Here is a 24,022-nt window from a genome sequence, read left to right as displayed (position 1 = left end):
CGGTGACGGCTGGTGTTTTGGTCGACTTCAGACGATACCGCCGGTCTCCCGCTGCCGCCACCTCCGCAGGAGCCGCCGGCCCTGGTCCAGCCCACCCGTGCACAGCGCCCGGCCTCAGGCAAAAATGGCCAAAGTCGAGCGCAAGACCACCCGCGCCGAAGTCGGCAAGCACCTCGGCGCGTCCATCGCCGTCAAGATCGCCACTCAGCAGTTGGCGGGCCGGGCGTGGTTCGAATGCGTCCTCGGCACCCTGGTTCAGTCGACGTTGCAGCCCTGCGGGACCGCGGTCGACGACCAGATCCGCAACGCTGTCACCATCGAGGTCGCCGAGCACCAGGCCGTCCGACGCAGTCTCGGACAATTGGCTCCATTGGGTGTCGTTGAGCCACTGCCAGAGGCCCGCGGAGCCGAAATCCAGCACCAGATCCGCCCGCCGCGCGTCGGCGGACATCAGGGTCGAAGCAGGCCGCGGCGGCGTTTCAGCCGCGGGGACCGGCGCCGCCTCCGCCCCCACCGGCGGCGGGGCCAGTGTCGCGGTCAGCGTATAGCTGAAACGGGTGCCTGCCGCCGCGGTGGGCGCCGGCGGCAGGGCATCGCGGAAAGCCACGTAGGCCACCACGTTATCCTCACCCTCGTAGGTCGTGCCATGGGTATAGAGATTGATCGAAAAGGGTTGATCGGACTGGAGTTCGTCGAACCAGAAGGTGGCGCGCCGCGCATACCCGGCAATGGCGTAGGCGCCATAGTGCGCCGGCGCGCGATCACGTTGCATCAACCCGAAACAGGGTGCGGCATCGAAGCGGCGAAACTGGTCCGGCAGTTCGTGATGCGCCGGTACCAGGCCCTCGATGCCCACAGCGCCCTGACCGCACACCAGGAACTGATCCGCGTCATGCGCTTCATCCGCCGGATCGGCGGGGGTCGCCGCCTCTCCCTTCCAGAACATGCTGCTGATGGCCAGCGGGCTCACCCTGGCCGCGGGAGCAACCGCGACGCCCGGGCGCGGATAGAACTTGAGACTCACCTGCATCCGGCTGGCTAAGCCGGGGGTCACCAGGGCCTGAACGCAGCCGTTGAACGGAGCGCTCTCGATCACGCCGAACAGGGCCAGGCGGGCATCCGGCAGGGCTTTGACATAGAGCTTGGTGAGCCGCGGCTTGACCTCCTCGCCCCCGACATCGAAGGCCGCCAGACGCAGACTCGAACCAAAGACCGACGTGAGCCCGCTCAGCCGGCCGTAGGCATTACCCCCGAGATACATGACCTGCGGCCACCGTTTGGATTCCGCCAGCCGCCGCCCGATTTCCAGGGCCGTCAGCACCCCGGCGGCCGCCGGCACCGGCGTCGGCAGCGGCGGCGCGATCACCGGTGAGGAATAGTCGAAATCGTCCGCACGGTACGGCCGACTGCGATAGGCGGCACCCACCGCTGGTGTGTACCACAGTTCCAGCGGGAACCGCTCGACACCGCCCCGCGGGCGTGACCGCACCCAGAGGGTGCCGTCGTCGAACAGCGGCTGCCGCGCGGCGATCTTCAGATACTCTTCATACACCAACCCCAGGCCCTCCTTGTTCCCGTCGCCCGGTGCGTCGAAGGCCGGCAGATCGACCGAGACGGGCGTCTGATAGGCCCCCTGCGCCAACGCGAAGGCGCTCCGGCAGACCGTGGCGAAATCATCTTCCAACGCCGTCTCCGGCGCGGCGTGCGGGACCCGGGCGAACAATGCAAGACCGCAGACCAGCCAGACGGCGCTATGACCAGGGGACATCTCAGCAACCTCCTAAACAACGCGCGATTGGCCCGACCAGCAGTTGCGGGTCAAGACGCAGTTGGTCCGGCGCCGCCACCTCGGCCAGCTGATCCGGTCCCCGCCGATGGCGACCACGCCGCGCGTTGCCGCGAAGTGCGCCGTCACAGGTCACCCCACATGCGCAGCAAGTTGGCATAGGAGCGGTCCACGTAATCGGTGGTCGCGGTTCCGGGAGCCAAGCGCAGCAAATCCTCCCGCGCCAGATTAAGTTCGTAGAGCAGTTCGCGACGCGCCGGGTCTCGCACATAGCTCTGCACCCAGGTCAGGGCCACCAGCCGCTCGCCGCGCGTGACCTCCGCCACCCGGTGCAGGCTCGACGACGGATAGATGACCGCATCGCCAGCGGGGAGTTTGACCGCACGCTCACCGAAGGGGGTGCGGATCACCAGTTCACCACCGTCGTAGGCGTCCGGCGGGTTGAGAAAGCAGGTCAGCGAGACATCGGTGCGAAACCGCGGCCCCTGGGTGCCCATGATCGGGTCGTCCACATGGTCCCCGTAGCGCATCCCCGATGTATAGCGGGCGAAGATCGGATCGGCCACCCGATGGGGCAGGCAGGCGAAGCGGAAGGTCTCATGGTGGCCGAGGCTGGCCATGAGAATGCGGATCAGGCGTTGCATCCGCTCCGGTTCGGGGCGCAGTTCCAGATTGCGCTTGACCCGGCCGGCGGCAAACCCGGCGGTGAGCCGGCCGTCGACGAACTCGGCGCCTTCCAGCGTGGCGTGGATCTGGGCGAGCTGGGCCGAATTCAGCAGCGCGGGGATGGTCAGGAGCATAAGTCAGGTCCCGATAAGCGGTGAGCCGCACGTGAATGCCGAAGCAACGCGAGGTATCGCGAGCGCATCGGCGGTAGAATCGACGCCAAGCCAACTACCCGCGCAGTGACCTGATGATTCTCAAGGCCATCATCGACGATCAAGTCTACGAACTCAACGTGCCCGATGCGCTGCTCACCGAGGCGGGACCCTTTTTCGCGCAACTGGACCGCGACATGGATCAGGGCTGGCAGATGAGCCGGGAGTGGGTCGGCGCACCCGATCGCGTGCAGCGGTGCCAAATCGTTGCGGACAAGCTCCTGACCGCTCTGGAGCAGGAAAACGACAAGCTCGGTCGACTCATGGCCGGATACATTCTCTCCCGCCTGCCCGGAGTGGAGTCGGTCGAGTTGGACATCCACGGGGAGATCCAGAATAACCGCTTTAATCTGGCTGACCGTCAGTCGGCTGCCGCGGCGCCGGCCCCGGTGCGGACGGTGAGCGGTCCGGGCGGCGGCCTGGACAAGCTTGCGGCCATGGAGCAGGCCGGCAACGATGTCACCAAGGTGTTCAAGGTCGGCAAGGGCTGGCGCTTCTCCGTCTTCGACCACGAAAGCGAGACCTGGCAGGACGCACCGCTCGCCGCGAGTGAGGCCGAGGCCGCAAGGCTCCGTCAAGAGGCATTCAAAGCGCGCTACGACGCGCTTCAGCAAGGCCGCGGGAGCTGACACCATGGACGCAGCATTGCAATTGGGATGGCAAGGCTGGTTCAGCCTCGGCTTGGTCGCCTTCTGCTTCGCGCTGTTCGTCGGCACCCGCGCGGCACCGGACCTGGTGACCGCGGGTGCCCTGACCCTGCTGTTGGTGACCGGCATCCTCACGACCGGTGAGGCCCTGTCCGGCTTCTCCAACGAGGGGATGCTGACCGTCGGCGTACTCTATGTGGTGGTCGCCGGACTCACCGAAACCGGTGCGGTGAACTGGGTCGGGCAGGGACTGCTCGGCCGACCCCGCGGCGAGACCCACGCGCGGCTGCGGGTCATGCTGCCGGTTGCGTTCCTGAGTCCTTTTCTCAACAACACCCCGGTGGTGGCCATCTTCATCCCCGCGGTGCAGGACTGGGCCAAACGGCACCACTTGGAACTTTCGCGGCTGCTGATCCCGCTCTCCTATGCCACCATCGCGGGCGGCCTGTGCACACTGATTGGCACCAGCACCAACCTGGTGGTCAACTCGCTCTACACAAAACGCGTAGGCGGTGAGGGTTTGCATCTGTTCGATCCGGCCTGGATCGGTGTACCGGTCACGATCGCCGTGCTTGTCTATCTGCTCACCGCCGGGCACTGGCTGCTGCCACGCCGCAAACCTGCCGCCGCCCGCTATGAAGACGTCCGTCAGTACACGGTGGAGATGTTGGTGGAGCCCGGCAGTGCGCTGGTCGGCAAGAGCGTCGAGGCGGCCGGGCTACGTCAACTGCCGGGGCTCTTCCTGATCGAGATCGAGCGCGAGGACCTGGTGCTGCCGGCGGTCTCAGCCGACGAGATCCTGCACGCCCACGACCGGCTGGTATTCGCCGGCATTGTGGATTCGGTGATGGATCTGCAGCGCACCCGCGGGCTGATCCCGGCGACGGATCAGGTCTTCAAGCTCGATACCCCGCGACCCGGACGCAGTTTCGTGGAGGCCGTGCTCTCCGATAAGTGTCCCCTGGTCGGGCACACGGTGCGCGCGGGGCGCTTCCGCAACCGCTATGACGCGGTGATTATCGCCCTGGCCCGTAACGGTGCGCGGATCGACCGCAAGATCGGCGACATCGAACTGGCCGCCGGCGACACCCTGCTGCTGGAGACCCGGCCGGATTTCGTGGAGCAGCAAAAGAACTCCCGTGACTTCCTGCTGGTCAGCCGCATCGGCGATTCACACCCGGTCGATCATCGGCGTGCGCCACTGGCGATCGGCATCGCCGTGACCATGGTGGTGGTTGCAACCATGGGCTGGTTCAGCATGCTGGAGTCGGCGCTGCTCGCCGCCGGACTCATGATCATCACCGGCTGCGTCGACGGCCGCGTGGCCCGGCGTGCCCCGGACTGGCAGGTGCTGATCGTCATCGCCACCTCCTTCGGTATGGGCGCCGCCCTGGAAAAAACCGGTGCCGCCGACCTGGTGGCCGGCGGCCTGGTCGGGCTCGCGGGTGCCGATCCCTGGACCACGCTGGCCTTGGTCTATGTGGCCACGTCGCTGTTGACCTCCTTCGCGACCAATAACGTGGCCGCCGTGCTGATGTTTCCCATCGCCATGCAGACCGCGATCGGCATGGGTGTCTCGCCCCTACCCTTCATCATGACGATCATGGTCGCCGCCTCGGCCGACTTCGCCACCCCGATCGGCTATCAGACCAATCTCATGGTCTTCAACGTCGGCGGCTACCGCTTCTTGGACTTCACGCGGGTCGGGGCGCCGCTGACCCTGCTGGTGGGCACGGTGACGGTGCTGCTGGTGCCCTTGGTCTGGAAGTTCTGAGGTCCGCGCCGCAAATAAAGGTTGCATCGACCCGTCAACCGCTGAAAAATCCGCCCATCCTGACGTAACCCCAAGCGGACGGAGGGCCCATCGTGGACACCCCGCGCCGACCTCAAGGCCAAGCAGACCGCCGACAGCAGACGACTCAGTCACCCGTGGGCCGGGGGCTTCCATGGCCCCGGTTCACCGGACGAACTTTTTCAGACCTCTATGCCCTCCCCGGCCCGGGCCTGCATCTGCCGCGTTATCCGCTCTATACCCCGGATGAGCCGCGCCGCGGCGATTTCGACTACTTCTTTCTGCGCGGACCGCGCTATGCCAGTTGCCAGGCCGCGCGTTTCATGCTGCTGGGCGGGGAGTTCTTGACCCTGGCCGACGCCGCCGGGGTGGACCTCACCACGGACCTGTCCGACTACTGGAACGGCTATTTTCGAGAGCATTTCCTGGGTCAGTTCGGCCCGGTCATCCGCTACGCCGGAGAAACCGGCTACCGGCAGCGCGCGGCCGAATTCCCCCGCCACCGCATCGTCTCCCCCCACCCGTTTGACAGCGCCCATCTCCCGGCCGAGCGCTATTATCTCGCCGATCCCCACCTCGTGGTGCGGCTCAACGACAAAGGCCGCATCGCGGAACTGACCCCGCACGTGCTGCACCACGAGACCCTGGACGCCCAGGCATTCGCTGACGGCAAGTGGCGTGAGCGCTGGGAGCTGCCGTTCGTACTCAAGCTGACCGAACCCAGCGGCGGCGGCGACGGGGTGGTGCTGTGTCGGCGCGAGACACAGGTCCGCGAGGCACAACGCCGCTTGCGCGGCCGCGCGGTGAAAGTCGAGCCCTTGATCGAGTCCATCCGCCACAACTACAACGTCCAGTTACAGGTGACCCGGCGCGGGCACATTCGCTATATCGGCGGCTCGGTGCAGCGGGTGGCGGCCGGGCGCTACGCGGGGAACCTCATCGATCTGGCCTGGCGGCCCCCGACGCCGGTCGCGCGGATCTGCGACCAGGTGGCGCGGGCCGCCGCGGCACTGGGCTGGTATGGCGTCTGCGGCCTGGACCTGCTCGAGGATGGCGCCGGCGCGGTCTGGTTCATCGACCCCAATTTCCGCCTCAACGGCTCCACGCCCTTCTTCCTGCTCGACGACTACCTCGCCACCCGTCATCGCCGGCCGCAACTCACGACCGGCTATTTCTGCTACCCCGGCACGCCGACCGAACTGCTCGATCACTTCCGGCACGAGATCCATCGCCGCGAGCTGATCCCGGTCGGGGCCTGTTATGATCCAGGTGCGGACGGCATCACGCGCCTCTACGCCGCGGTCGCCAGTGACGGGGACCCGCAAACCCATGCCGGGCTTCTGGCATCCTTCGAATCGAAGCACTTGGTTGCAGGTATCGCGCTGTGAGTCAGCCCTTCGCTGTCCATCCATTCGAGTACACCCCAGGCACGATCCCCGTACTCCTGGAGTTACCGCACGGCGGCCATCTGACACCGGATGAGGTCAAGTCCTACCTGCACCCCAAGTTCACCCCAGGGGACCGCCGCGAAGACTCCGACGAGTTCTCCGATGAGATCTATCTGGACCTGCCCGCCGCCCCGCATACCCTGCGCTTCCTGATCTGGCGAGCCCATGCCGATCCCAACCGAACCTGCGACGATCTGGACGCCGACGGGGCGGTGAAGACTCTCACCAGTCAGGGCATCAAGATCTATCAGTCGGATCGCGGCCTGCCCAAACAGATCCGCCAACAGGTCATCGACCGCTATATCCGCCCGCATCGGCAGCGGCTGGCCGAACTGCTGCTGAGCCCGGTGGTCGAAAAAGTCGTCTTCTGTCACACCATGCCGGGGATCGGCACCGGCAGCTCGGCGGATCGCGGGGAACTACGACCGCTGTTCATGTTCGGCAATGCGGGGGACGAGAAGGGGAACCCGCACAATGACTGTTTCGCCGCGCGCGAACTCCTGCTGACACTGGCCGAGATCGTGGAGACCAGCATCGGCGACCTGGACGTCGACTTCAACTTCTGCGACGTGCTGCGTTTCAATCACCCCTACACCGGGATCAACTCGCTGAGCCGCTTCGACGCCCAGGATCTGCGCGGCAAGCATCCCTTCACGATCGAGATCAACCGCGACCTGCTGCTGCACAATCCCGACAATATCGAACCCACCCGCGCCATCGTCAATCGGATCATCCTCGCACTCGCGGACTGGGACAACGCGGGCGACCGGCCGGCGGAGCCAAGCCATGCATGACCCCCGCGACGCGACCGCGCCGACGACACCCCCGATGAACGCAAACGCGACGCAGTCGATGCCGACTCAGACCGCGCCTCATCGCCAGCGTCCCGTCGCGCAGAAGCGAGCCAAGCACCGCCACGCGCCCTGGCGACCGAAGTCGCGCGTCCCGCGCCTGAACCAACCACCACCCGGAACCCCCGCGGGGATCGAGTACCACGAACTGATTCAGACCCCGGCCAGCAAGCGCGGCCGTGTGATCTGCACCGACTATTCTCCGGATCAATGGGAGATTCAGGAAGTCGAGGACATGGCCGCTTTCCTGGCGCTCCATCGCCCGGAGTGGTCTCAGGTGCGGTGGATCCATGTCGAGGGGATCGAGGACCAAAACACCATCCGCGCCCTGGCGGAAAAGTACCAACTGCACCCGCTCGCGATCGAAGACGCGCTCGACGGTCAGCAGCGCCCCAAAGCGGAAGACTATCCGGGCAGCGGCGATCTGCCCGGACGCCTGTTCGTGGCGGCGCGGCGCGTCCTGATCCAGGACGGCGTGCTCCACGCCGAACAGGCGAGCTTTTTCCTCGGACGCCATACGCTGCTGAGTTTTCAGGTCAGCCCCTGTCAGGCGATCGATCAGGTGCGTCATCGCATCGAAAGCCCGCGCTCACGGCTGCGCCAGAACGACGCGAGCTTCCTGCTCTATGCCTTGCTGGACACCATTGTCGACTGCTTCTACCCGGTCTTGGAAGACGCCTCGGGGCAACTGGAAGAGTTGGAGGAAAGCGTCCTCGACCACCCAGGGCCCCACACCCTGCAAGCGATCCACCAGATCAAGCGCGGACTGGTGCTGATCCGGCGGGTCGCCTGGCCGATGCGCGAGTTGATCGCCGCGCTCCAGCGGGAGCGGCACGAGTGCCTGTCGGACGCCGCCCAGACCTACTTCCGCGATGTCTACGACCACTGCGTCCAGGTCATCGACCTGCTCGAAACCTACCGCGAAATCGCCTCCGAACTCGCCGATACCTACGTGTCCATGACCTCCCACCGGACCAACCAGATCATGAAGGTCCTGACGATCATCGGTACCATCTTCATGCCGCTGACCTTCCTGGTCGGGATTTACGGCATGAACATGTATATCCCCGAGAACGAATGGCCTTACAGCTACGCCGTGTTCTGGGTCGTCGCCATCACCATCGCCGGGGTGATGCTGTGGCGCTTCAGACGCGGCGGCTGGCTCTGAACCCAATTGCAGGCGAACCACGATGTCCACTCCCGACGATACCATCCGTTTCAGCGTGTCACTGCCACGGCCACTCCTTGATGAACTGGATCGCCGGGTCGTCGGCAAGGGCTATGCCTCACGCTCCGAACTGGTGCGCGATCTGATCCGCGAACGTCTGGTGGAGGAGACCTGGGAGCGCGGCGACGCGGAGGTGGCCGGCGTCCTGACCATCGTCTACGATCATCACCAGCGCGAACTGACCCAGCACATCCTGGACATTCAGCACCGGCAATTCGTGCATGTGGTCGCGACCACGCATGTGCACCTGGACCACCGCAATTGCCTTGAAACCATTATCATCCGTGGGCAACCCGCGGAAATCGAGCGGATCAGCCTGGAGATCGGCGGTCTCAAAGGGGTCCGCTTCTCAGACCTGACCCGCGCCTCCCGTCTGGGGCACTGACACCGACGCGCGGCCCTGATCTCATCCGCATCGCGACCCTACCTGAATTAAGGGTAATATGGGCGACCCGTGCGCCCCCTGACGTGCGATCACTGCTCTATTTTTCTTGCCCGGCGCAAGCCACCGCGATTTATGTCCAACACCAACTTCACCAATGTTTTCGGCGCCCGCATCGCGCTCGGGCTGTTCGTCGTCGGACTGCTGTATCTGAGCTATCAGGTCCTGAATCTGTTCCTGATCTCCGTGGCCTGGGCGGTCATCCTGGTCTATGTGACCTGGCCCATCTACCATCGACTGCGCGACCTGCTCGGCCGCAAAGTCAACACCAGCGCCCTGCTGATGACCCTGTTCCTGACGCTCACCTTCGGCCTGCCGCTGCTCTCGATGGTCAACATGCTCCGGGCGGAGGTGCCGACGGCCTATAACCGCGCGGTCGAGATACTCCTGAGCGGACCCGATGCGGTCCCCCCCGCCATCGCACGGTTGCCCTGGCTGGGAAACGAGGTGCAACGGGTCATGGCGCTCTCCGCCGAGGACCCGGCCGCCCTGCGCCAACAGGTGGTCCAGTGGGTAAACCCATGGGTGGATCAGTCGCTCAAGCTTCTTGGTGACATCGGCTTCAACGCCTTCAAGTTCGCTTTTGCGCTGCTCACCGCCTTCTTCTTTTACCGCGACGGTGAGTCACTGCTGGAGCAGGTCAGACGACTCCTGTACGGACTGATCGGTGCCCGCGCCAATGCCTATCTCTTCGCCATCGGCGGCACCATTCGGGCGGTCCTCTACGGTCTGGTACTGACCGCGCTCGCTCAGGGTGCGTTGGCCGGGCTGGGGTATTGGGCGGCGGGTGTGAAGGCACCGGTCCTGCTCGGCGTGGTGACCGTCATCCTGGCACTGGTTCCCTTCGGAACACCTCTGGTCTGGGGGGCGGTCAGCGTGTGGCTCGCCGCGAGCGGCGACACCTGGGCCGGCATTGGTCTGGCCATTTGGGGTGCCTTGGTCGTGAGCCAGATCGACAATCTGCTGCGCCCCTTCGTGATCAGCAGCGCCACCAGCATTCCCTACATCCTGGTGCTGTTCGCCGTCCTGGGCGGCATCGCCGCATTCGGCCTCCTGGGACTCTTCCTGGGCCCCATCGTCATCGCCGTGCTGTTGGCCGTGTGGCGGGAATGGATCGACGAGCAGGTGCCCAGGGGGCAACTCACGTTCCTCGGCGGACCAGGCATAGCGCCGACGGATGACGCCGGGCGCACCGACAACCCTCAGGGCGGCCGGACGGAGGCCCCGCCCGCGCGGGATTGATGCGCGCAGATAAAGCGGTCAGGAACGGTTCACGAATCAGTTAAACAAGTCCATTGGGGGACGCCTTTGGCGTCTCGGTCGTTGTCGTAATCGAGTTGTTGATCCCCCCCGCGGATGCGTTGATCACATGCGTGGCGCTCTAAGCCTTTCAAACCCTTAGGTGATTTCCGGGAAAAGATGTACCAAACTGTAGGGGCGACTTTAGGGGATTTCCGGAACACCGGATACCAGCCACCATCGGCTCGGATGTAGGTGCGACTTCAGTCGCACCGATTCGGGCGCAGGTGCGACTGAAGTCGCACCTACATGACCGGTATCCAAATTGTCGGAAATCGCCTTAGTGAACTGGTCTGGTTGTGTAGCGAATCGAAACCCGACGGACAGCGGGCTGCTCATGACAAACTTGCATCCCTTATCCGATTACGACAACGACAACGACAACGACAACGACAACGACAACGACCGCGATACTAAATCAAGCCGACGCCGGACTACAGACGATTCGCTCCACACCGAACAACCGAAAATAATTTTCGCTGGTGGCTCGTGCCAGTTCCTCCACCGGCAGCCCGCGCAGCGCGGCGATACAGGCGGCTACCTGCGGAACATAGCGGGGTTCGTTTGACTTTCCGCGATGCGGGACTGGGGCCAGATAAGGCGAGTCGGTCTCGATCAACAGGCGATCCAGTGGGACTTGGGCGGCGACTTCGCGCAATGATGCGGCGGTCTTGAAGGTCACGATGCCGGAAAAGGAGACATAGAAACCGAGATCCAGGCCCTGCTTGGCCATGGCCCAGTCTTCGGTGAAGCAGTGCAAGACCCCGCCGACCTGATCCGCGCCCTCTTCCCGAAGAATGCGGATGGTGTCCTCCCTGGCTTCACGGGTGTGGATGATCAGGGGCTTGGCACAGGCCCGTGCCGCGGCAATGTGGGTGCGGAAGCGCGCGCGCTGCCACTCCACATCCCCTTCACTGCGGAAATAGTCGAGCCCGGTTTCGCCGATCGCGACATTGCGCGGATCGGCCGCCAGACGCACCAAGTCCTCCACGGTCGGCTCCGGATCGGCCGCCGACCCCTCATTCGGGTGCACCCCGACAGACACCGCGACCTGGGGATACGGATCGACCAAAGCACGCATCGCAGGGTACCGCGGCAAATCGATGGAGACACACAGCAAATGAGTCACACCCGCCGCGGCCGTCGCCGCCATTAATCGACTGAACTCGCCCTGGTGAGGACTGAGATCCACCCGATCCAGGTGACAGTGAGAATCAACAAACATCACTTCTCCACTAACCACTAAACCGCGCCAGCTCCAGCAATCGTCGAGTCTGCCAGGGCCGATTCCATCCAATAATATCGCATACCGCGCCGGGCGCGGTTTAACCACTTCCTACATGGTATGCGTCGGCCGCTCGGAACTCAGCGCGCCAACCAGATACTCCTCGATCTTGCGTCTGGCCACCCCCTTGTCCTGCTCGCTGAACTGGACACCAACCCCGACCGCGCGATTGCCCTCGGCACCGGGCGGGGTCACCCAGATCACCTTACCGGCAACCGGGATACGATCGGGTTCCTCCATCAACTGAAGCAAAAGAAAGATTTCATCACCGAGTTGGTAACGCTTGGTCGTGGGGATGAAGAGCCCGCCATTGCGAATGAATGGCATGAACGAGGCGTAGAGCGCGGTCTTGTCCTTGATCGCGAAACTCAGAATCCGCTGCTGGCCGCCGAGTGAGCCGGCCGGATTCATTGGGGTACTCATCGCGCATACTCCTTAGATGATAGGGTAGGTCTTTAGTTTTGGCTTTTTCGCTTTTAGTTAATGCTCATAAAGCATCAGGTTACCAAGAACGAGAAACGAAAAACCAGCAACGATGGGTATCAGGTGAGGCCGTCGGCGGGCAGCGCCGCGGCCCTCAATGCTGACTGACACGACCCCAATCGATCAGCAAGGACTCCAACTGCATCAGCGGGTTGACGGTGGACTCCAACTGCCCCCTGGCCTCGAATACCCGCCGCAACAGGCGATGCCCGAGCTGTGGATCGACGCGCCTGGCCAGATCACCCAGCCTGGTCTGCAACCCCGGATCGGCGAGACGCGGCGGCCGCGCGGTCGCTGCCAACCGCAACAGGTCACAGAGGCAAACCGCGAGGCACTCCAATGATAGCCGTGCGCCCACCCCGTTCCAAGCCGCCGCCTCACTCACCGGGTCCAACTCACGGCGACTGATGCCGATCAGACTGCGGACCAGGGCTTCCCATTGGTCCAGCGTGGCCTGATCCAGCTCATCCAGCGCACGCAAAGGCGCGCCCGCCGCCAGGCGCAGACGCATGGCCGCCGTGTCGCCCAGCCGCGGGATCAGCCAGGCCAGTGCCTGAGCTTCCGCCGGGATGGCAACCCCAAGCAATTGACAGCGGCTGCGGATCGTCGCCGGAAGCCGACCAGGCCGCGCGGCGATCAGACACAACAGGGTATCGCCGGCCGGCTCTTCCAGGGTCTTGAGCAATGCGTTGGCGGCGGCGGCATTCATCCGGTCGGCCGGGTCGATCAGCACCAGTTTACGCGTCCCCCGCAGCGGTGTCAGTGCCGCGCGCTCACTCAAGTCGCGGATTGCATCGATAGTGATCTCCCCGGACTTGGACTCGGGGTCGGGCACCACGCACACCAGGTCCGGGTGATTGCCGGCACCATGCAGTCGGCAGTCCGGACAACGCCCGCACGGCAGACCCTGGGGATCAGGGGCCGTACAGAGGAGGGCGCGCACGAACAGGTCAGCGAAACGGCGCTTACCCAGACCCCGCGCACCGGCGATCAGCAGGGCGTGGGGCAGCCGATCCGCCGCCCGGGCCTGCATCAGACGCGCCCAGAGCGGAACCAGCCAGGGCAACAGTTCGCTCTCGCCGGCGTCGGCGGATTCAGTTGCAGGGTCGGTCACGGTCGGGGCTCTTGGAACCAGGATAGGAGCATCACACCACCGATCCGCCAGGACCCGACCGCCATCGCTGCGGCGGCGAATGAAACCGGACGGCGGCAAAGCATCATCTTACGCTCAAGCATCGCGCACGGCCGCGATGATCCGCGTGATCTCGGCAGTCACCTCGGTCAAAGGGCGGGTTGCATCCAGTACCCGATAGCGTTCCGGGCAACCCAGCGCACGCTCCAGATAAACCGCCCGCGCGGCCTCGAAGAAGGTCAGACGTTCCGACTCGAAACGATCCGGCGCACCCCGCCCACGCGCCCGCGCCAGGCCGAGTGCCGGGGGCAGATCGAAAACCAGGGTCAAGTCCGGCCGTAACTCCCCTTGTACCAGTTCTTCGAGCACCCCGATGCGTGCCGGCGCGACGCCCCGGCCACCGCCCTGATAGGCATAGGTGGCGTCGGTGAAACGGTCACACAGCACCCAGTGACCCGCACCCAAGGCCGGCGCGATGACTTTCGCCAGATGCTCGGCGCGTGCGGCGAACACCAGGAGCAGTTCCGCAACCCCATCCATCCCGACATTGTCCCGATCCAGGAGCAGTGCCCGGATGCGCTCCGCGACCGGAGATCCGCCCGGTTCGCGCGTCGTGATCACACCGCGGCCGCGCGCGCGCAGCCAGTCGGCCAGGGGACCGATCTGGCAGGATTTCCCAGCCCCCTCAATGCCCTCGAATGTGATGAAGCGACCCCGCATCATCCGCGATTCCGCACGGCAGTCATGGACGGTGCAGACCGGAGCCCGCACACGACCAACTGCGCCGCCCTGACATGTGCGCCCAGTCTCTGATCAACATTCATTTGCGTCTATTTGCATCATTTGCGGACATCGACTCTTGCTTGATCCGGGCCGGATGATTCCTGGGATTTGCGCAACTGGAACTCCCGCACCGCCTGGTTATGCTGATCCAAGGTCGCGGAAAAAACGTGGCCGCCATCGCCGCGCGCCACGAAGTAGAGGTCTTCGCCCGCCGCGGGGTGCAGCGCCGCATGGATCGCCGCCCGCCCGGGCAGGGCGATCGGGGTTGGCGGCAGCCCGGCGATGACATAGGTGTTGTAGGGGGTTGCCGCCCTGAGGTCGTCGCGGCGAATGTCACCGTCGAACCGCTGGCCCATCCCATAAATCACCGTCGGATCGGTTTGCAGGCGCATGCCCAGCCGCAGCCGCCGCACGAAGACCCCGGCAATCTGTGGCCGTTCCGCGGCAAGTCCAGTCTCTTTTTCGACAATGGATGCCAGAATCAAGGCTTCATACGGCGTCTCGAGCGGCAGTCCCGCGGCCCGGCCCGCCCATTCCTGCGCCAGTACCTCATCCATTCGCTGGAGTGCGCGCTCAAGCACACCCAGCCCGGTCGTACGCCGCGGAAAACCATAGGTATCAGGGAAGAACCGTCCTTCCGGGTGCTCTCCCGGTCGCCCCAAGGCAGTCATCAGGGCCGTGTCGGACTGTCCCGCCAGATCGTCACCGAACCGACCGTTGGCGAGGATCGCCGCGACCGCCTGCCGAAAAGTCCAACCCTCCACGAGCGTGATGGGGTATTGGATCACCCGGCCGGAGATCAATCGGTCAAGAACCTGGGCCGGACGCATCCCTTCGGTCAGTTCGAACTCACCGGCCTTGAGCCGGCCGCCATCACCGCGAACACGAGCGAGCGCCAGCACGTAATAGGAGTGGCTGATGAAGCCGCGGTTCGTCAGCGCGTCCGCGACCTGACGCCAGCCGCTGCCGCGCTCTACCTCGAAGGTCACCACGGGCTCGGTGATCGCGACCGGAGTCTCCAGAAAACGCTGATAGTCGAGCCAGATCCCGCCGAGCAGGGTGAGCACCCCCAAGAACAGCAGCAACAAGGCACGGATGATCATGTCGTTGGCCACTCCGCAGTCGACGCCGCCAGGGCGACGGCCTCAAGTAACTCCCAGGGCAGGCAGTCAGGCGCGTAGTCTTGCCCGTCCAACTGACGCACCGGCCAGCAGCCGATCAGCGCATTGGTCAAAAACAGACCGCGCGCCGGACGCAGATCCGCAGCGACCAGATGGCTTTCCTGGCACGCGATACCCAAACCGACCGCCAGTTCCAATGTCAGGGCGCGCACGGTACCGGCAATCCCCGCGAGGTCCAGGGGTGGTGTGATGAGCGACTGACCGGTCCACAGAAACAGATTGGTCATGGTCCCGCCAACCACCCGCCCATCCTCCCGCAACATCAAGCCCTCGGCAATCTCCGGATCGTCCCATTCAGCACGTGCCAGGACGCTATCCAGCCGATTGAGGTGCTTGATTCCCGCCAGCGAGCGGTTCTGCGACGCGGGCGTCTCGCACCAACGCAGAATGACACCATCCGTTGACCATGCGACCGGATAACCGGGCGAGGGATAGAAGAGTAAAGCGCGACAAGGGCACGGTAAGGGCAGCGGACGATACCCTCGCCCCGCGGAACCGCGCGTGATCAGAATTTTGAGTATACCGTCTGCGCCCTGGATCAAGGCGCGGGCTTCAGCCGCCAACGTGGCGCCCCCGACGTACGGAATCCGCAACCGTCGACAGCCCGATTCAAGTCGAGCGAGATGTCTGGCCCATTGGCATGGCGCGCCCCCGCGGATCAGCATGGTCTCAAACAGACCATCACCGTAGCTCAGTCCGCGATCCCAGACCGGAATCTCGCGCGTCGGCAAACCGTCGATCAGTAACCGCAATGGGCCCGGATCAACCAGGGGAACATCCTGTTCCCCCCTCAGTCGAACGTCCGGGACGGTTAGCGACATGGACGCGACCGGCGAATACGGAAAATCCTTCGCGATCTGGGCCTGGATTTTCCGTCAATCGCCTCAGACGCGGCGGAAGATCAAGGTTCCGTTGGTCCCGCCAAAGCCGAACGAGTTGGTCAGCGCCACATCGATCGGCATCTCGCGTGCCGTGTTCGGCACATAGTCGAGGTCGCAAGCCGGATCGGGCGTTTCGTAGTTGATCGTCGGCGGCGCGACCTGATCACGGATGGCCAGGATCGTGAAAATCGCCTCAGCCCCACCCGCCGCGCCTAACATGTGCCCGGTCATCGACTTCGTGGAACTGACCGGAACCTTGTAGGCAAGATCCCCGAAAGTCCGCTTGATGGCCATGGTCTCGGCTATGTCGCCCGCCGGCGTTGAAGTGCCGTGGGCATTGATGTAGCCGATCTGATCCAGATTGACGCCGGCATCGCGCATCGCAATCAGCATACATTCGGATGCGCCTTCGCCGTTCTCCGAGGGTGCTGTCATGTGGTAGGCATCGGAATTCATGCCGATCCCCACCAGTTCGGCGTAAATCGGCGCCCCTCGCGCTACGGCGCGCTCGTACTCCTCCAGGACGACCACCCCGGCCCCATCGCTCAGCACGAAGCCGTCGCGATCCTTCTCGAACGGCCGACTGGCGCGCTCCGGATCGTCGTTGCGGGTGGACAGGGCGCGCGCCGCGGCGAATCCGCCCAGACCGACCGGAGAGGTGGCCATCTCCGCGCCACCCGCGATCATGACATCCACATACCCGTGGCGAATCATGATGGCCGCCTCGCCGATATTATGGCTGCCCGTGCTGCACGCGGAGACGATCGAGTAGTTCGGCCCCTTGAGCCCGAACTTGATCGACAGATCACCCGCGACCATGTTGATGATGTTGGCCGGGACGAAGAAGGGCGAGATCCGCCGCGGCCCCTTGGACCGATAGGCCTCGTAGTTGTTCTCGATCCCCGTAATCCCACCGATCCCCGAGCCGATCGCCACACCGATGCGGCGGCAGTTGGACTCGTCGATCACCAGTCCGGAATCGGCGATGGCTTGACAGCCGGCCGCCATCCCGTAGTGGATGAACTTGTCCATCTTCTTGGCGTCCTTCTCCGTGATATAGAGGGTCGGATCAAAACCATAGATCGGCCCGCCGAAACGCGTGCTGAAGGTTTCCACATCAAAGTGGGTGATCGGCTTGATGCCGCTCTTGCCGGCCAGGATGTTTGCCCAAGACATTTTCACGTCCAAGCCCACCGGCGCCACCAGTCCCAGACCGGTGACCACGACCCTTCTACCTGCCATTACCTACCCCTCTCGCTCAGAATGACTCGACGGGCAAGCGCCGCACCTGCGTTCCCGGTGCCGGGCGGCGGCCGTTCCGTCTTCGAAGCCGCACGCCTCAAACAAGGTGCGCGTTGATGTAGTTGACGGCCTGCTGGACGGTGGTGATCTTTTCCGCATCCTCATCAGGGATCTCGGTTTCGAACTCCTCCTCGAGCGCCATCACCAGCTCGACAGTATCGAGTGAATCCGCACCCAGATCGTCGACGAAGGAAGCCTCCGCGGTCACCTCCTCTTCTTTGACGCCCAATTGTTCAACGACGATCTTGCGGACGCGGTCTTCAATGCTGCTCATCTGTCTGAATCCTCCGAATGGAAAAGACGGCCCGGCACGGGCCAGGCGGTATTCTAGTGACAATCGAGGGGGGATGAAAGCCGATAAATGGCCTCGCCACCCTTAATTAACCAAATGACTTTGCTCGGGTTTGATCGCTGCATCCAGCGACCTAGACCATGTACATGCCGCCATTGACGTGCAGCGTCTCCCCGGTGATGTACGCGGCACCGGGTGAAGCGAGGAAAACGACCGTATCGGCGATCTCCTGCGGCTGCCCGAAACGGCCGAGCGGGACGGCCGCCAGGATGGTCTGCTGCTGCGCCTCGCTGATCGCCCGCGTCATGTCCGTGTCGATCAGACCCGGGGCCACGCAGTTGACCGTGATGCCGCGCGAACCCACCTCGCGCGCCAGCGATTTGGTAAACCCCATCATACCGGCCTTGGCCGCCGCATAGTTGGTCTGACCGGCGTTGCCCATGACGCCAACCACGGAGGCGATATTGATGATGCGCCCTTTGCGCGCCTTGGTCATCGCCCGCACGCAGGCGCGCGACATCCGGAAAATGGAGCCGAGATTGGTGTCAACGACCGCCTGCCACTCTTCATCCTTCATGCGCATCAGGAGGTTATCGCGGGTGATACCGGCATTGTTGACCAGCACGGTCGGCGCACCGACACGCTCCGCGATCTGCGCTATCGCCGCCTCGACCGACACCGGATCGGCGACGTCGAGCACCACACCGAAGCCTTGACGTCCGCCCTCGCTCAAGACCTGGTCAATACCGTCGGCACCGGCCTGGGTCGTGGCGGTACCGACGACTACGGCACCCTGCCCCGCCAGTGCCAGCAAGATGGCACGACCGATCCCACGTGACGCACCCGTCACCAGCGCGATTTCACCCTTGAGCATCTGCAGTCGCCTCCAATGCCGCCGTCAGCGTCTCCGGATCGAAGACCGGCAGCGTGGTGATAGTCTTGTCGCAACGCTTGTTGAGCCCGGTCAGCACTTTACCGGGACCGAATTCGAAAACCAGCGAGACCCCGGCCGCACCCATGGCCTGCACGGTCTCGACCCAACGGACCGGCCGGTACAGTTGTTCGCACAATCGCTCGCGCAAGAGCGCGACTGAATCCGCGGCAACTGCGTCCACATTGTGAAGCACGGGAACCTCGGGCAGCCGCAGGTCCAATGCCTCCAGACGCGCGGCCAGCAGGGTCGCGGCCGGGCGCATCAGCGCACAATGCGATGGCACACTGACTGGCAGGAGCAAGGACCGCTTGGCCCTCGCGGCCTTGGCGGCGGTCACCGCACGGCCCACCGCGGCCACCTCACCGGCAATAACGACCTGGCCTGGAGCGTTGAAATTCACCGCCTCCACCACGGCCCCCTGAGCCGCCTCGGCGCAGACCGCAATCACCTGTTCATCCGTCAGACCAAGCACCGCGGCCATCGCGCCCTGACCGGCCGGAACGGCCGCCTGCATCAGCCGTGCACGCTCAGCGGCCAGACGCACGCCGTCCGCCAGACTCAAGGAACCGGCGGCCACCAAAGCGGCGTACTCGCCCAGACTGTGCCCGGCCATCAGGGCCGGCGCCGCGCCGCCCTGCGCTTGCCAGACACGCCACACGCTGATCCCGGCAACCAGCATGGCCGGCTGGGTATTTTCGGTCTGATCGAGGGCCTCCCTGGGACCGCCGCTGACCAGCGCCCAGAGATCCCGCCCGAGCGCCTCGGACGCCTCTTCGAAGGTCTCACGGACCTCGGGATAGGCAGCGGCAAGGGCATCGAGCATCCCCACTGACTGGGATCCCTGGCCGGGAAAGCAGGCGGCAAGCACAAGCAATGGTCTCATCTCGCTTCAGATCTGATTGGGGGCTGATTCTAACCGGGTCGCATCCGTTATCGACTGACTGTTTCAGAAGCGCGCGAGGACCGAGCCCCAGGTGATGCCGCCGCCGAAGGCTTCCATTAACAGTAACTCACCGCGCTTGATGCGACCGTCGCGCACCGCCTGATCCAACGCCAGCGGGATGGAAGCGGCGGAGGTATTGGCATGATCTGCGACCGTGACGACTACCCGCTCCATGGGCAGATCGAGCTTACGCGCGGTGGCCTGAATGATGCGCATATTCGCCTGGTGCGGGATCAGCCAGTCGATATCGGACCGCTCCAGGCCGTTCGCCGCGAGCGTCTCCTCGACAATGCGGCTCAGGGTGGTGACGGCGACCCGAAAGAGTTCGTTGCCCTTCATTTCCACGCGGTTGTTCGCATAATCGCCGTTGCCGAGACCACCGGGAATCTGCAGCAGATCCTTGTAAGCACCATCCGCGTGCAGGTGGGTGGAGATGATCCCGGGCGCGTCCGCCGCCTCGATCACCACCGCGCCCGCCCCGTCGCCGAAGAGCACGCAGGTGCCCCGATCGGTCCAGTCGAGGATGCGCGAGAAGGCGTCCGACCCCACCACCAAGGCATTCCGGGCGGAGCCCAGACGAATGAATTTGTCGGCTATGCTCAACGCATAAACGAACCCGGCACATACCGCCTGGACATCAAAGGCCGGACAGCCATGGACATCGAGCCGCTGCTGCAAAATGCAGGCTGTACTGGGAAAATACTGGTCCGGAGTGGTGGTCGCCACGACGATCAGATCGAGGTCCGCGGCCGGGAGACCGGCCGCCTCCAGTGCCAGCCGGGAGGCTTGCTCGGCGAGGTCGGAACAGGTCTCGCCGTCGCTGACGAGATGCCGCTTCTCGATCCCGGTACGCTCGCGGATCCAGGCATCGGTCGTGTCGACCATCGATTCGAGGTCGGCATTGGTCACGACCCGCTGGGGGAGGTAACCGCCGGTCCCCGCGATTCGGGAGTAGATCATCAGGTGGTCGCCCGTAACGGGTCGGCCGCGAGATGCCGCCCGACCTGTTCGGAAATGCGGCGCGGGATGTCGCAGAGGATCTCTTTCGCGGCGATATGGATCGCGTTCTCAAACGCAATCTCGTCCGCCCCGCCGTGGCTCTTGATCACGATCCCGCGCAGACCCAGCAGACTGGCGCCGTTGTAGCGCCGCGGATCCATGGTGCGTCGAAATGCCCGCAGAATCGGCAGCGCCGCCAAGCCGGCCAGGCGGGTGAACAGGTTGCGCTTGAATTGACTGCTCAGCGTGTGACGCACGAACTTCGCAACGCCCTCGCTGCTCTTCAAGGCCACATTCCCCACGAATCCATCTGAAACCACCACATCCACGTCTTCCAGGTAGATTCCGTCTCCTTCGACATACCCGATGTAATTGAGCCCGCTGCGGGACAAGAGCTCGTGGGCATTCTTGACCTGCTCGTTGCCCTTGATCTCTTCCTGACCGATATTCAGCAGGGCAACCTTGGGCGCCGCCACACCGTCCACCGCCGTGACCAACTCGCTCCCCATCACGGCAAACTGCAACAAGTGTTCGGCCGTGCAGTCCACATTGGCACCAAGATCGAGCATGTGCGTGTGACCATGCAGCGAGGGCACCGCCGTGATGATCGCGGGGCGATCCACGTTCGGCAGGGTCTTGAGGACGAAGCGCGCGGTCGCCATCAGCGCGCCGGTATTCCCCGCGCTGACACAGGCATGCGCCTCGCCGCTCTTCACCAGATCAATGGCCACGCGCATTGAGGAATCCTTTTTGCCACGCAGAGCCTTGGATGGTGACTCATCCATCGCGACCGACTCCGTGGTGTGCCTGATCCGTATCGACGGCGGGATCACCCCCCCCAGACAACCGAGAATCTGCGCCTGGTCGCCGACCAGAATCAAATCGACTGAATGCTCGGTCGACAGGAAACGCAGGGCCGCGGCGACAATCACCTGCGGCCCATGGTCGCCGCCCATCGCATCCAAGGCGATCGTCTGCCGATCAGTCACGGCTTGAAATGGGACTTGACCAGGGAGTTGACCGGCACCAGACCGACCCTGACCGCGGAGCCGCCCTGCCCCCTCCGGCCTTGCAGCCTGAACGATTCCGGGACGTACAACAACCAAACGCTCCGCATCATCGGTCACTTAAGATCTATCCAGGATCTTACGACCGCGATAGAAACCGTCCGGGGACACGTGATGGCGCAGGTGAATTTCACCGGACGTGGGTTCGACCGACAGGGTCGGCTTGCTGAGGGCGTCGTGCGAGCGACGCATGTCGCGCCGCGAACGGGTCTTACGATTTTGGGGAACGGCCATGCTTCTCTCCGCAAAGCGCCCGGGTCCTTATGCGGATCGGAACGCGTGCTCGTTGTAACTCAAATGCGCGTGTTTGCCGGACGGCACCCACGATTTCTTCAATGCTCGTCCGCCTCCGGACCCGATCGCCGCGCCTGAAGCGCCGCCAGTGCCGCAAACGGATTGCGGGGACGTTCGGCGACCATCTCCTCTGACGCGGCCAGGGTGACCGCCGCCACGCAGTGTCCGGCCGGATGCATCGGCACCTGCGGGAGGGCGAGCAGCAACTCGTCTTCCAGCCAATCCAGAACACGGACGGGCTCGTCGTCGCCCAGCGGCAGTGGCTCCAGGTCGCCGGCCAGCCCCTCAACCTGAGTCAGCCCTAAGCGGTCCGAATCACCGCGCACATGCACCAGGCCGAGCGCGATCGGGGTATCAACCGACACCTCGAACTCACCCAGACAGCGCTGACAGGTCATCCGCAACACCATGGAAACGTGACCCCGCGCCACCGCTTGTCCCTGCTCATCCAGCCCGAACCGAATCTCATAGCGCGCGGGTCCGGCCGTCCCGAGCACCGCCTCGGCCAGGCGCGGGAAGGACCGCAACGACGCCTCGCCGGCGAACGCGGCCTTGAACTTAACCGCACGCCAAGGATCGAGTCTTTCAGGTAGTGGCGCCGACATAAGCTCACCAAAGTAACCGATTCAGGGCCGCAGAGTCAATTGCAGCGATGGAGACATTCGCACCAATTGACGATGCACCTGTTACCGATCCTTGAAGACAAAAGAAAATTCGGCGTGATCTGGTCGATTCATTCTCGGCAATCACTTAACGGCCCGATACCCTGGCCCGAAGGGATGCCGCAACACCAGCGTCTCATTGCGTTCAGGACCGGTGGAGATCAGGTCGATCGGCAGGCCCGAGAGATCCTCGATGGTCTTCAGATAGGCCCGGGCATTGGCCGGCAGGGACTCCCGTGACGCGGCACCGACGGTGGATTCCGACCAACCGGGAAGCTCCAGGTAACGCGGTATGCAGCGCGCCAGGGCATCGGCACCCACCGGCGGCGCCGTGATCCGGGCACCGTCCAGGTCATAGGCGGTGCAAATCCGCAGCGTCTCGAAGCCGTCGAGCACATCCAGCTTCGTGATGCACAGACCAGTGACGCTGTTGATGGCGAACGAACGCTGCAGGGCGACCATGTCCAGCCAGCCACAGCGCCGCTTGCGCCCGGTGGTGGCACCGAACTCGTGGCCGCGCACGCCCAGGCGATCACCGTCGGCGTCGAACAGCTCGGTCGGGAAGGGGCCGCCGCCGACGCGCGTCGTGTAGGCCTTCACGATCCCCAGGATGTAGTCGAGATCACGCGGTCCGACGCCGCTGCCGCAGGCGGCACCGCCGGCCGTGGTGTTGGAGGACGTGACATAAGGATAGGTGCCATGATCAATGTCCAGCATGGACCCCTGAGCGCCTTCGAACAGCACATCCGCACCCTCGGCACGCAGGGCGTGCAACACCCCGGGCACGTCCACGACCAGCGGACGCAATTGCTCCGCTTGGGCCAGCGCCTCATCGAGCACGGCCGCGTAGTCCACGGCCTCCGACTTGAAATAATGAACCAGGGAGAAGTTGTGATACTCCAGCACCTCGCGCAGACGCTCTTTAAAGTGCTCGGTATCCAGCAACTCGCCGAGCCGAATCCCCCGCCGGGAAACTTTATCCTCGTAGGCCGGGCCGATACCGCGCCCGGTGGTGCCGATAGCCTTGACCCCGCGGGCACGCTCGCGCGCCAGGTCCAGGGCGACGTGATAAGGCAGAATCAGAGGACAAGCGGCGCTGATGCCCAGCCGCTCGCGCACCGGAACGCCGGTGCGCTCGAGTGCGGCCATTTCGTCGAGCAGCGCCCGCGGCGACAGCACCACGCCATTGCCGATGAGACAGCGGACGCCCGCTCGGAGAATCCCTGAGGGCACCAGGTGGAGGACGGTCTTGACCCCGTCGATCACCAAGGTGTGGCCGGCATTGTGGCCGCCCTGAAAGCGCACCACCGCGGCGACGTGCTCGGTGAGCAGGTCGACGACCTTGCCCTTACCCTCATCTCCCCATTGGGTGCCAATGATTACGACGTTGTTGCCCATCTGCGAGATTCCTGA

The 24,022-nt window shown here is 64.3% G+C and carries 24 protein-coding genes; 7 read left to right on the top strand and 17 right to left on the bottom strand.

The window, feature by feature from the left end; all coding sequences use genetic code 11:
- Together QZY03_RS14300 and QZY03_RS14295 are read right to left on the bottom strand one after the other, a co-directional pair.
- A partial coding sequence (locus tag QZY03_RS14300; protein WP_295582131.1) for a glucan biosynthesis protein occupies positions 1-1,768 on the bottom strand: 1,768 nt, incomplete at its 3' end.
- A 143-nt stretch (positions 1,769-1,911) separates the two neighbouring features.
- Positions 1,912-2,586: a Fe2+-dependent dioxygenase gene (locus QZY03_RS14295; RefSeq protein WP_295582129.1), complete on the bottom strand. Its 675-nt coding sequence runs from the start codon at positions 2,584-2,586 to the stop codon at positions 1,912-1,914.
- A gap of 113 nt (positions 2,587-2,699) precedes the next feature.
- Between QZY03_RS14295 and QZY03_RS14290 the strand changes: the two genes are divergently transcribed.
- From QZY03_RS14290 to QZY03_RS14260, 7 genes are all read left to right on the top strand, one after another.
- Positions 2,700-3,293: a hypothetical protein gene (locus tag QZY03_RS14290; RefSeq protein ID WP_295582128.1), complete on the top strand. Its 594-nt coding sequence runs from the start codon at positions 2,700-2,702 to the stop codon at positions 3,291-3,293.
- A gap of 4 nt (positions 3,294-3,297) precedes the next feature.
- Positions 3,298-5,085: an SLC13 family permease gene (locus tag QZY03_RS14285; protein ID WP_295582125.1), complete on the top strand. Its 1,788-nt coding sequence runs from the start codon at positions 3,298-3,300 to the stop codon at positions 5,083-5,085.
- Between the two features lie 92 nt (positions 5,086-5,177).
- Positions 5,178-6,491, top strand: coding sequence for a hypothetical protein (locus tag QZY03_RS14280; RefSeq protein WP_295582124.1), 1,314 nt, complete (start codon positions 5,178-5,180; stop codon positions 6,489-6,491).
- Positions 6,488-7,345 (top strand): N-formylglutamate amidohydrolase, encoded by an 858-nt coding sequence (locus tag QZY03_RS14275; protein ID WP_295582122.1) that lies wholly within the window; start codon positions 6,488-6,490, stop codon positions 7,343-7,345. The genes QZY03_RS14280 and QZY03_RS14275 overlap by 4 nt, the downstream gene beginning before the upstream one ends.
- The gene (corA, locus tag QZY03_RS14270; protein WP_295582120.1) at positions 7,338-8,570 is read left to right on the top strand and encodes a magnesium/cobalt transporter CorA; all 1,233 of its coding nucleotides are present in this window, start codon (positions 7,338-7,340) and stop codon (positions 8,568-8,570) included. The genes QZY03_RS14275 and corA overlap by 8 nt, the downstream gene beginning before the upstream one ends.
- Before the next feature lie 22 nt (positions 8,571-8,592).
- A complete protein-coding gene (gene nikR / locus QZY03_RS14265) occupies positions 8,593-9,015 on the top strand; it encodes a nickel-responsive transcriptional regulator NikR (RefSeq protein ID WP_295582118.1) in 423 nt (140 codons plus the stop codon).
- Between the two features lie 132 nt (positions 9,016-9,147).
- Entirely contained in the window at positions 9,148-10,314 is a 1,167-nt protein-coding gene (locus QZY03_RS14260) for an AI-2E family transporter (RefSeq protein WP_295582116.1), read from the top strand.
- 475 nt (positions 10,315-10,789) lie between these two features.
- Here QZY03_RS14260 and QZY03_RS14255 read toward each other — a convergent pair whose 3' ends face one another.
- From QZY03_RS14255 to QZY03_RS14185, 15 genes are all read right to left on the bottom strand, one after another.
- Positions 10,790-11,596: a TatD family hydrolase gene (locus QZY03_RS14255; RefSeq protein WP_295582114.1), complete on the bottom strand. Its 807-nt coding sequence runs from the start codon at positions 11,594-11,596 to the stop codon at positions 10,790-10,792.
- A 111-nt stretch (positions 11,597-11,707) separates the two neighbouring features.
- The gene (locus tag QZY03_RS14250; protein WP_295582112.1) at positions 11,708-12,079 is read right to left on the bottom strand and encodes a PilZ domain-containing protein; all 372 of its coding nucleotides are present in this window, start codon (positions 12,077-12,079) and stop codon (positions 11,708-11,710) included.
- Positions 12,080-12,233: 154 nt separating this feature from the next.
- Positions 12,234-13,253 (bottom strand): DNA polymerase III subunit delta', encoded by a 1,020-nt coding sequence (holB, locus tag QZY03_RS14245; RefSeq protein ID WP_295582110.1) that lies wholly within the window; start codon positions 13,251-13,253, stop codon positions 12,234-12,236.
- Between the two features lie 114 nt (positions 13,254-13,367).
- Complete coding sequence (tmk, locus tag QZY03_RS14240; protein ID WP_295582109.1) at positions 13,368-13,994, bottom strand: dTMP kinase; 627 nt, start codon at positions 13,992-13,994, stop codon at positions 13,368-13,370.
- Between the two features lie 116 nt (positions 13,995-14,110).
- Positions 14,111-15,157, bottom strand: a complete 1,047-nt coding sequence (gene mltG / locus QZY03_RS14235) for an endolytic transglycosylase MltG (protein WP_295582107.1) — start codon at positions 15,155-15,157, stop codon at positions 14,111-14,113.
- Positions 15,154-16,056: an aminodeoxychorismate lyase gene (pabC, locus tag QZY03_RS14230; RefSeq protein ID WP_295582105.1), complete on the bottom strand. Its 903-nt coding sequence runs from the start codon at positions 16,054-16,056 to the stop codon at positions 15,154-15,156. The genes mltG and pabC overlap by 4 nt, the downstream gene beginning before the upstream one ends.
- 63 nt (positions 16,057-16,119) lie before the next feature.
- Positions 16,120-17,358, bottom strand: a complete 1,239-nt coding sequence (gene fabF, locus QZY03_RS14225; RefSeq protein ID WP_295582103.1) for a beta-ketoacyl-ACP synthase II — start codon at positions 17,356-17,358, stop codon at positions 16,120-16,122.
- Between the two features lie 97 nt (positions 17,359-17,455).
- Positions 17,456-17,692, bottom strand: a complete 237-nt coding sequence (gene acpP / locus QZY03_RS14220; RefSeq protein WP_020506917.1) for an acyl carrier protein — start codon at positions 17,690-17,692, stop codon at positions 17,456-17,458.
- A 151-nt stretch (positions 17,693-17,843) separates the two neighbouring features.
- Positions 17,844-18,584 carry a 3-oxoacyl-ACP reductase FabG gene (gene fabG / locus QZY03_RS14215; protein WP_295582100.1) on the bottom strand — a complete coding sequence of 247 codons (741 nt, stop codon included), beginning with the start codon at positions 18,582-18,584 and terminating at the stop codon, positions 17,844-17,846.
- Positions 18,571-19,527, bottom strand: a complete 957-nt coding sequence (gene fabD, locus QZY03_RS14210; RefSeq protein WP_295582097.1) for an ACP S-malonyltransferase — start codon at positions 19,525-19,527, stop codon at positions 18,571-18,573. Before fabD ends, fabG begins: the two co-directional genes overlap by 14 nt.
- A 63-nt stretch (positions 19,528-19,590) precedes the next feature.
- Positions 19,591-20,547 (bottom strand): beta-ketoacyl-ACP synthase III, encoded by a 957-nt coding sequence (locus QZY03_RS14205; RefSeq protein ID WP_295582095.1) that lies wholly within the window; start codon positions 20,545-20,547, stop codon positions 19,591-19,593.
- On the bottom strand, positions 20,547-21,575 hold the full coding sequence (gene plsX, locus QZY03_RS14200; protein ID WP_295582094.1) for a phosphate acyltransferase PlsX: 1,029 nt from the start codon (positions 21,573-21,575) through the stop codon (positions 20,547-20,549). Before plsX ends, QZY03_RS14205 begins: the two co-directional genes overlap by 1 nt.
- Before the next feature lie 138 nt (positions 21,576-21,713).
- Complete coding sequence (gene rpmF, locus QZY03_RS14195; RefSeq protein ID WP_083924836.1) at positions 21,714-21,887, bottom strand: 50S ribosomal protein L32; 174 nt, start codon at positions 21,885-21,887, stop codon at positions 21,714-21,716.
- A gap of 98 nt (positions 21,888-21,985) precedes the next feature.
- On the bottom strand, positions 21,986-22,552 hold the full coding sequence (locus QZY03_RS14190; RefSeq protein WP_295582091.1) for a YceD family protein: 567 nt from the start codon (positions 22,550-22,552) through the stop codon (positions 21,986-21,988).
- A gap of 141 nt (positions 22,553-22,693) precedes the next feature.
- Positions 22,694-24,007 carry an adenylosuccinate synthase gene (locus QZY03_RS14185; RefSeq protein WP_295582089.1) on the bottom strand — a complete coding sequence of 438 codons (1,314 nt, stop codon included), beginning with the start codon at positions 24,005-24,007 and terminating at the stop codon, positions 22,694-22,696.
- Positions 24,008-24,022 lie beyond the last annotated feature (15 nt).

The organism is uncultured Lamprocystis sp. (genome assembly GCF_903933125.1).
Taxonomy (GTDB): domain Bacteria; phylum Pseudomonadota; class Gammaproteobacteria; order Chromatiales; family Chromatiaceae; genus Thiodictyon.
Note: the sequence above shows the minus strand (reverse complement) of the source record. Positions and strands in the feature narration are given on the sequence as shown.

Coding starts and splice junctions, on each gene's coding strand:
- nikR (WP_295582118.1), top strand. CDS start 8,593: ATGTCCACTCCCGACGATACCATCCGTTTCAGCGTGTCACTGCCACGG.
- rpmF (WP_083924836.1), bottom strand. CDS start 21,887: ATGGCCGTTCCCCAAAATCGTAAGACCCGTTCGCGGCGCGACATGCGT.
- tmk (WP_295582109.1), bottom strand. CDS start 13,994: ATGATGCGGGGTCGCTTCATCACATTCGAGGGCATTGAGGGGGCTGGG.
- QZY03_RS14285 (WP_295582125.1), top strand. CDS start 3,298: ATGGACGCAGCATTGCAATTGGGATGGCAAGGCTGGTTCAGCCTCGGC.
- fabG (WP_295582100.1), bottom strand. CDS start 18,584: ATGCTCAAGGGTGAAATCGCGCTGGTGACGGGTGCGTCACGTGGGATC.
- QZY03_RS14260 (WP_295582116.1), top strand. CDS start 9,148: ATGTCCAACACCAACTTCACCAATGTTTTCGGCGCCCGCATCGCGCTC.
- QZY03_RS14295 (WP_295582129.1), bottom strand. CDS start 2,586: ATGCTCCTGACCATCCCCGCGCTGCTGAATTCGGCCCAGCTCGCCCAG.
- fabF (WP_295582103.1), bottom strand. CDS start 17,358: ATGGCAGGTAGAAGGGTCGTGGTCACCGGTCTGGGACTGGTGGCGCCG.
- QZY03_RS14185 (WP_295582089.1), bottom strand. CDS start 24,007: ATGGGCAACAACGTCGTAATCATTGGCACCCAATGGGGAGATGAGGGT.
- QZY03_RS14250 (WP_295582112.1), bottom strand. CDS start 12,079: ATGAGTACCCCAATGAATCCGGCCGGCTCACTCGGCGGCCAGCAGCGG.
- mltG (WP_295582107.1), bottom strand. CDS start 15,157: ATGATCATCCGTGCCTTGTTGCTGCTGTTCTTGGGGGTGCTCACCCTG.
- QZY03_RS14205 (WP_295582095.1), bottom strand. CDS start 20,547: ATGATCTACTCCCGAATCGCGGGGACCGGCGGTTACCTCCCCCAGCGG.
- QZY03_RS14190 (WP_295582091.1), bottom strand. CDS start 22,552: ATGTCGGCGCCACTACCTGAAAGACTCGATCCTTGGCGTGCGGTTAAG.
- acpP (WP_020506917.1), bottom strand. CDS start 17,692: ATGAGCAGCATTGAAGACCGCGTCCGCAAGATCGTCGTTGAACAATTG.
- pabC (WP_295582105.1), bottom strand. CDS start 16,056: ATGTCGCTAACCGTCCCGGACGTTCGACTGAGGGGGGAACAGGATGTT.
- fabD (WP_295582097.1), bottom strand. CDS start 19,527: ATGAGACCATTGCTTGTGCTTGCCGCCTGCTTTCCCGGCCAGGGATCC.
- corA (WP_295582120.1), top strand. CDS start 7,338: ATGCATGACCCCCGCGACGCGACCGCGCCGACGACACCCCCGATGAAC.
- QZY03_RS14255 (WP_295582114.1), bottom strand. CDS start 11,596: ATGTTTGTTGATTCTCACTGTCACCTGGATCGGGTGGATCTCAGTCCT.
- QZY03_RS14290 (WP_295582128.1), top strand. CDS start 2,700: ATGATTCTCAAGGCCATCATCGACGATCAAGTCTACGAACTCAACGTG.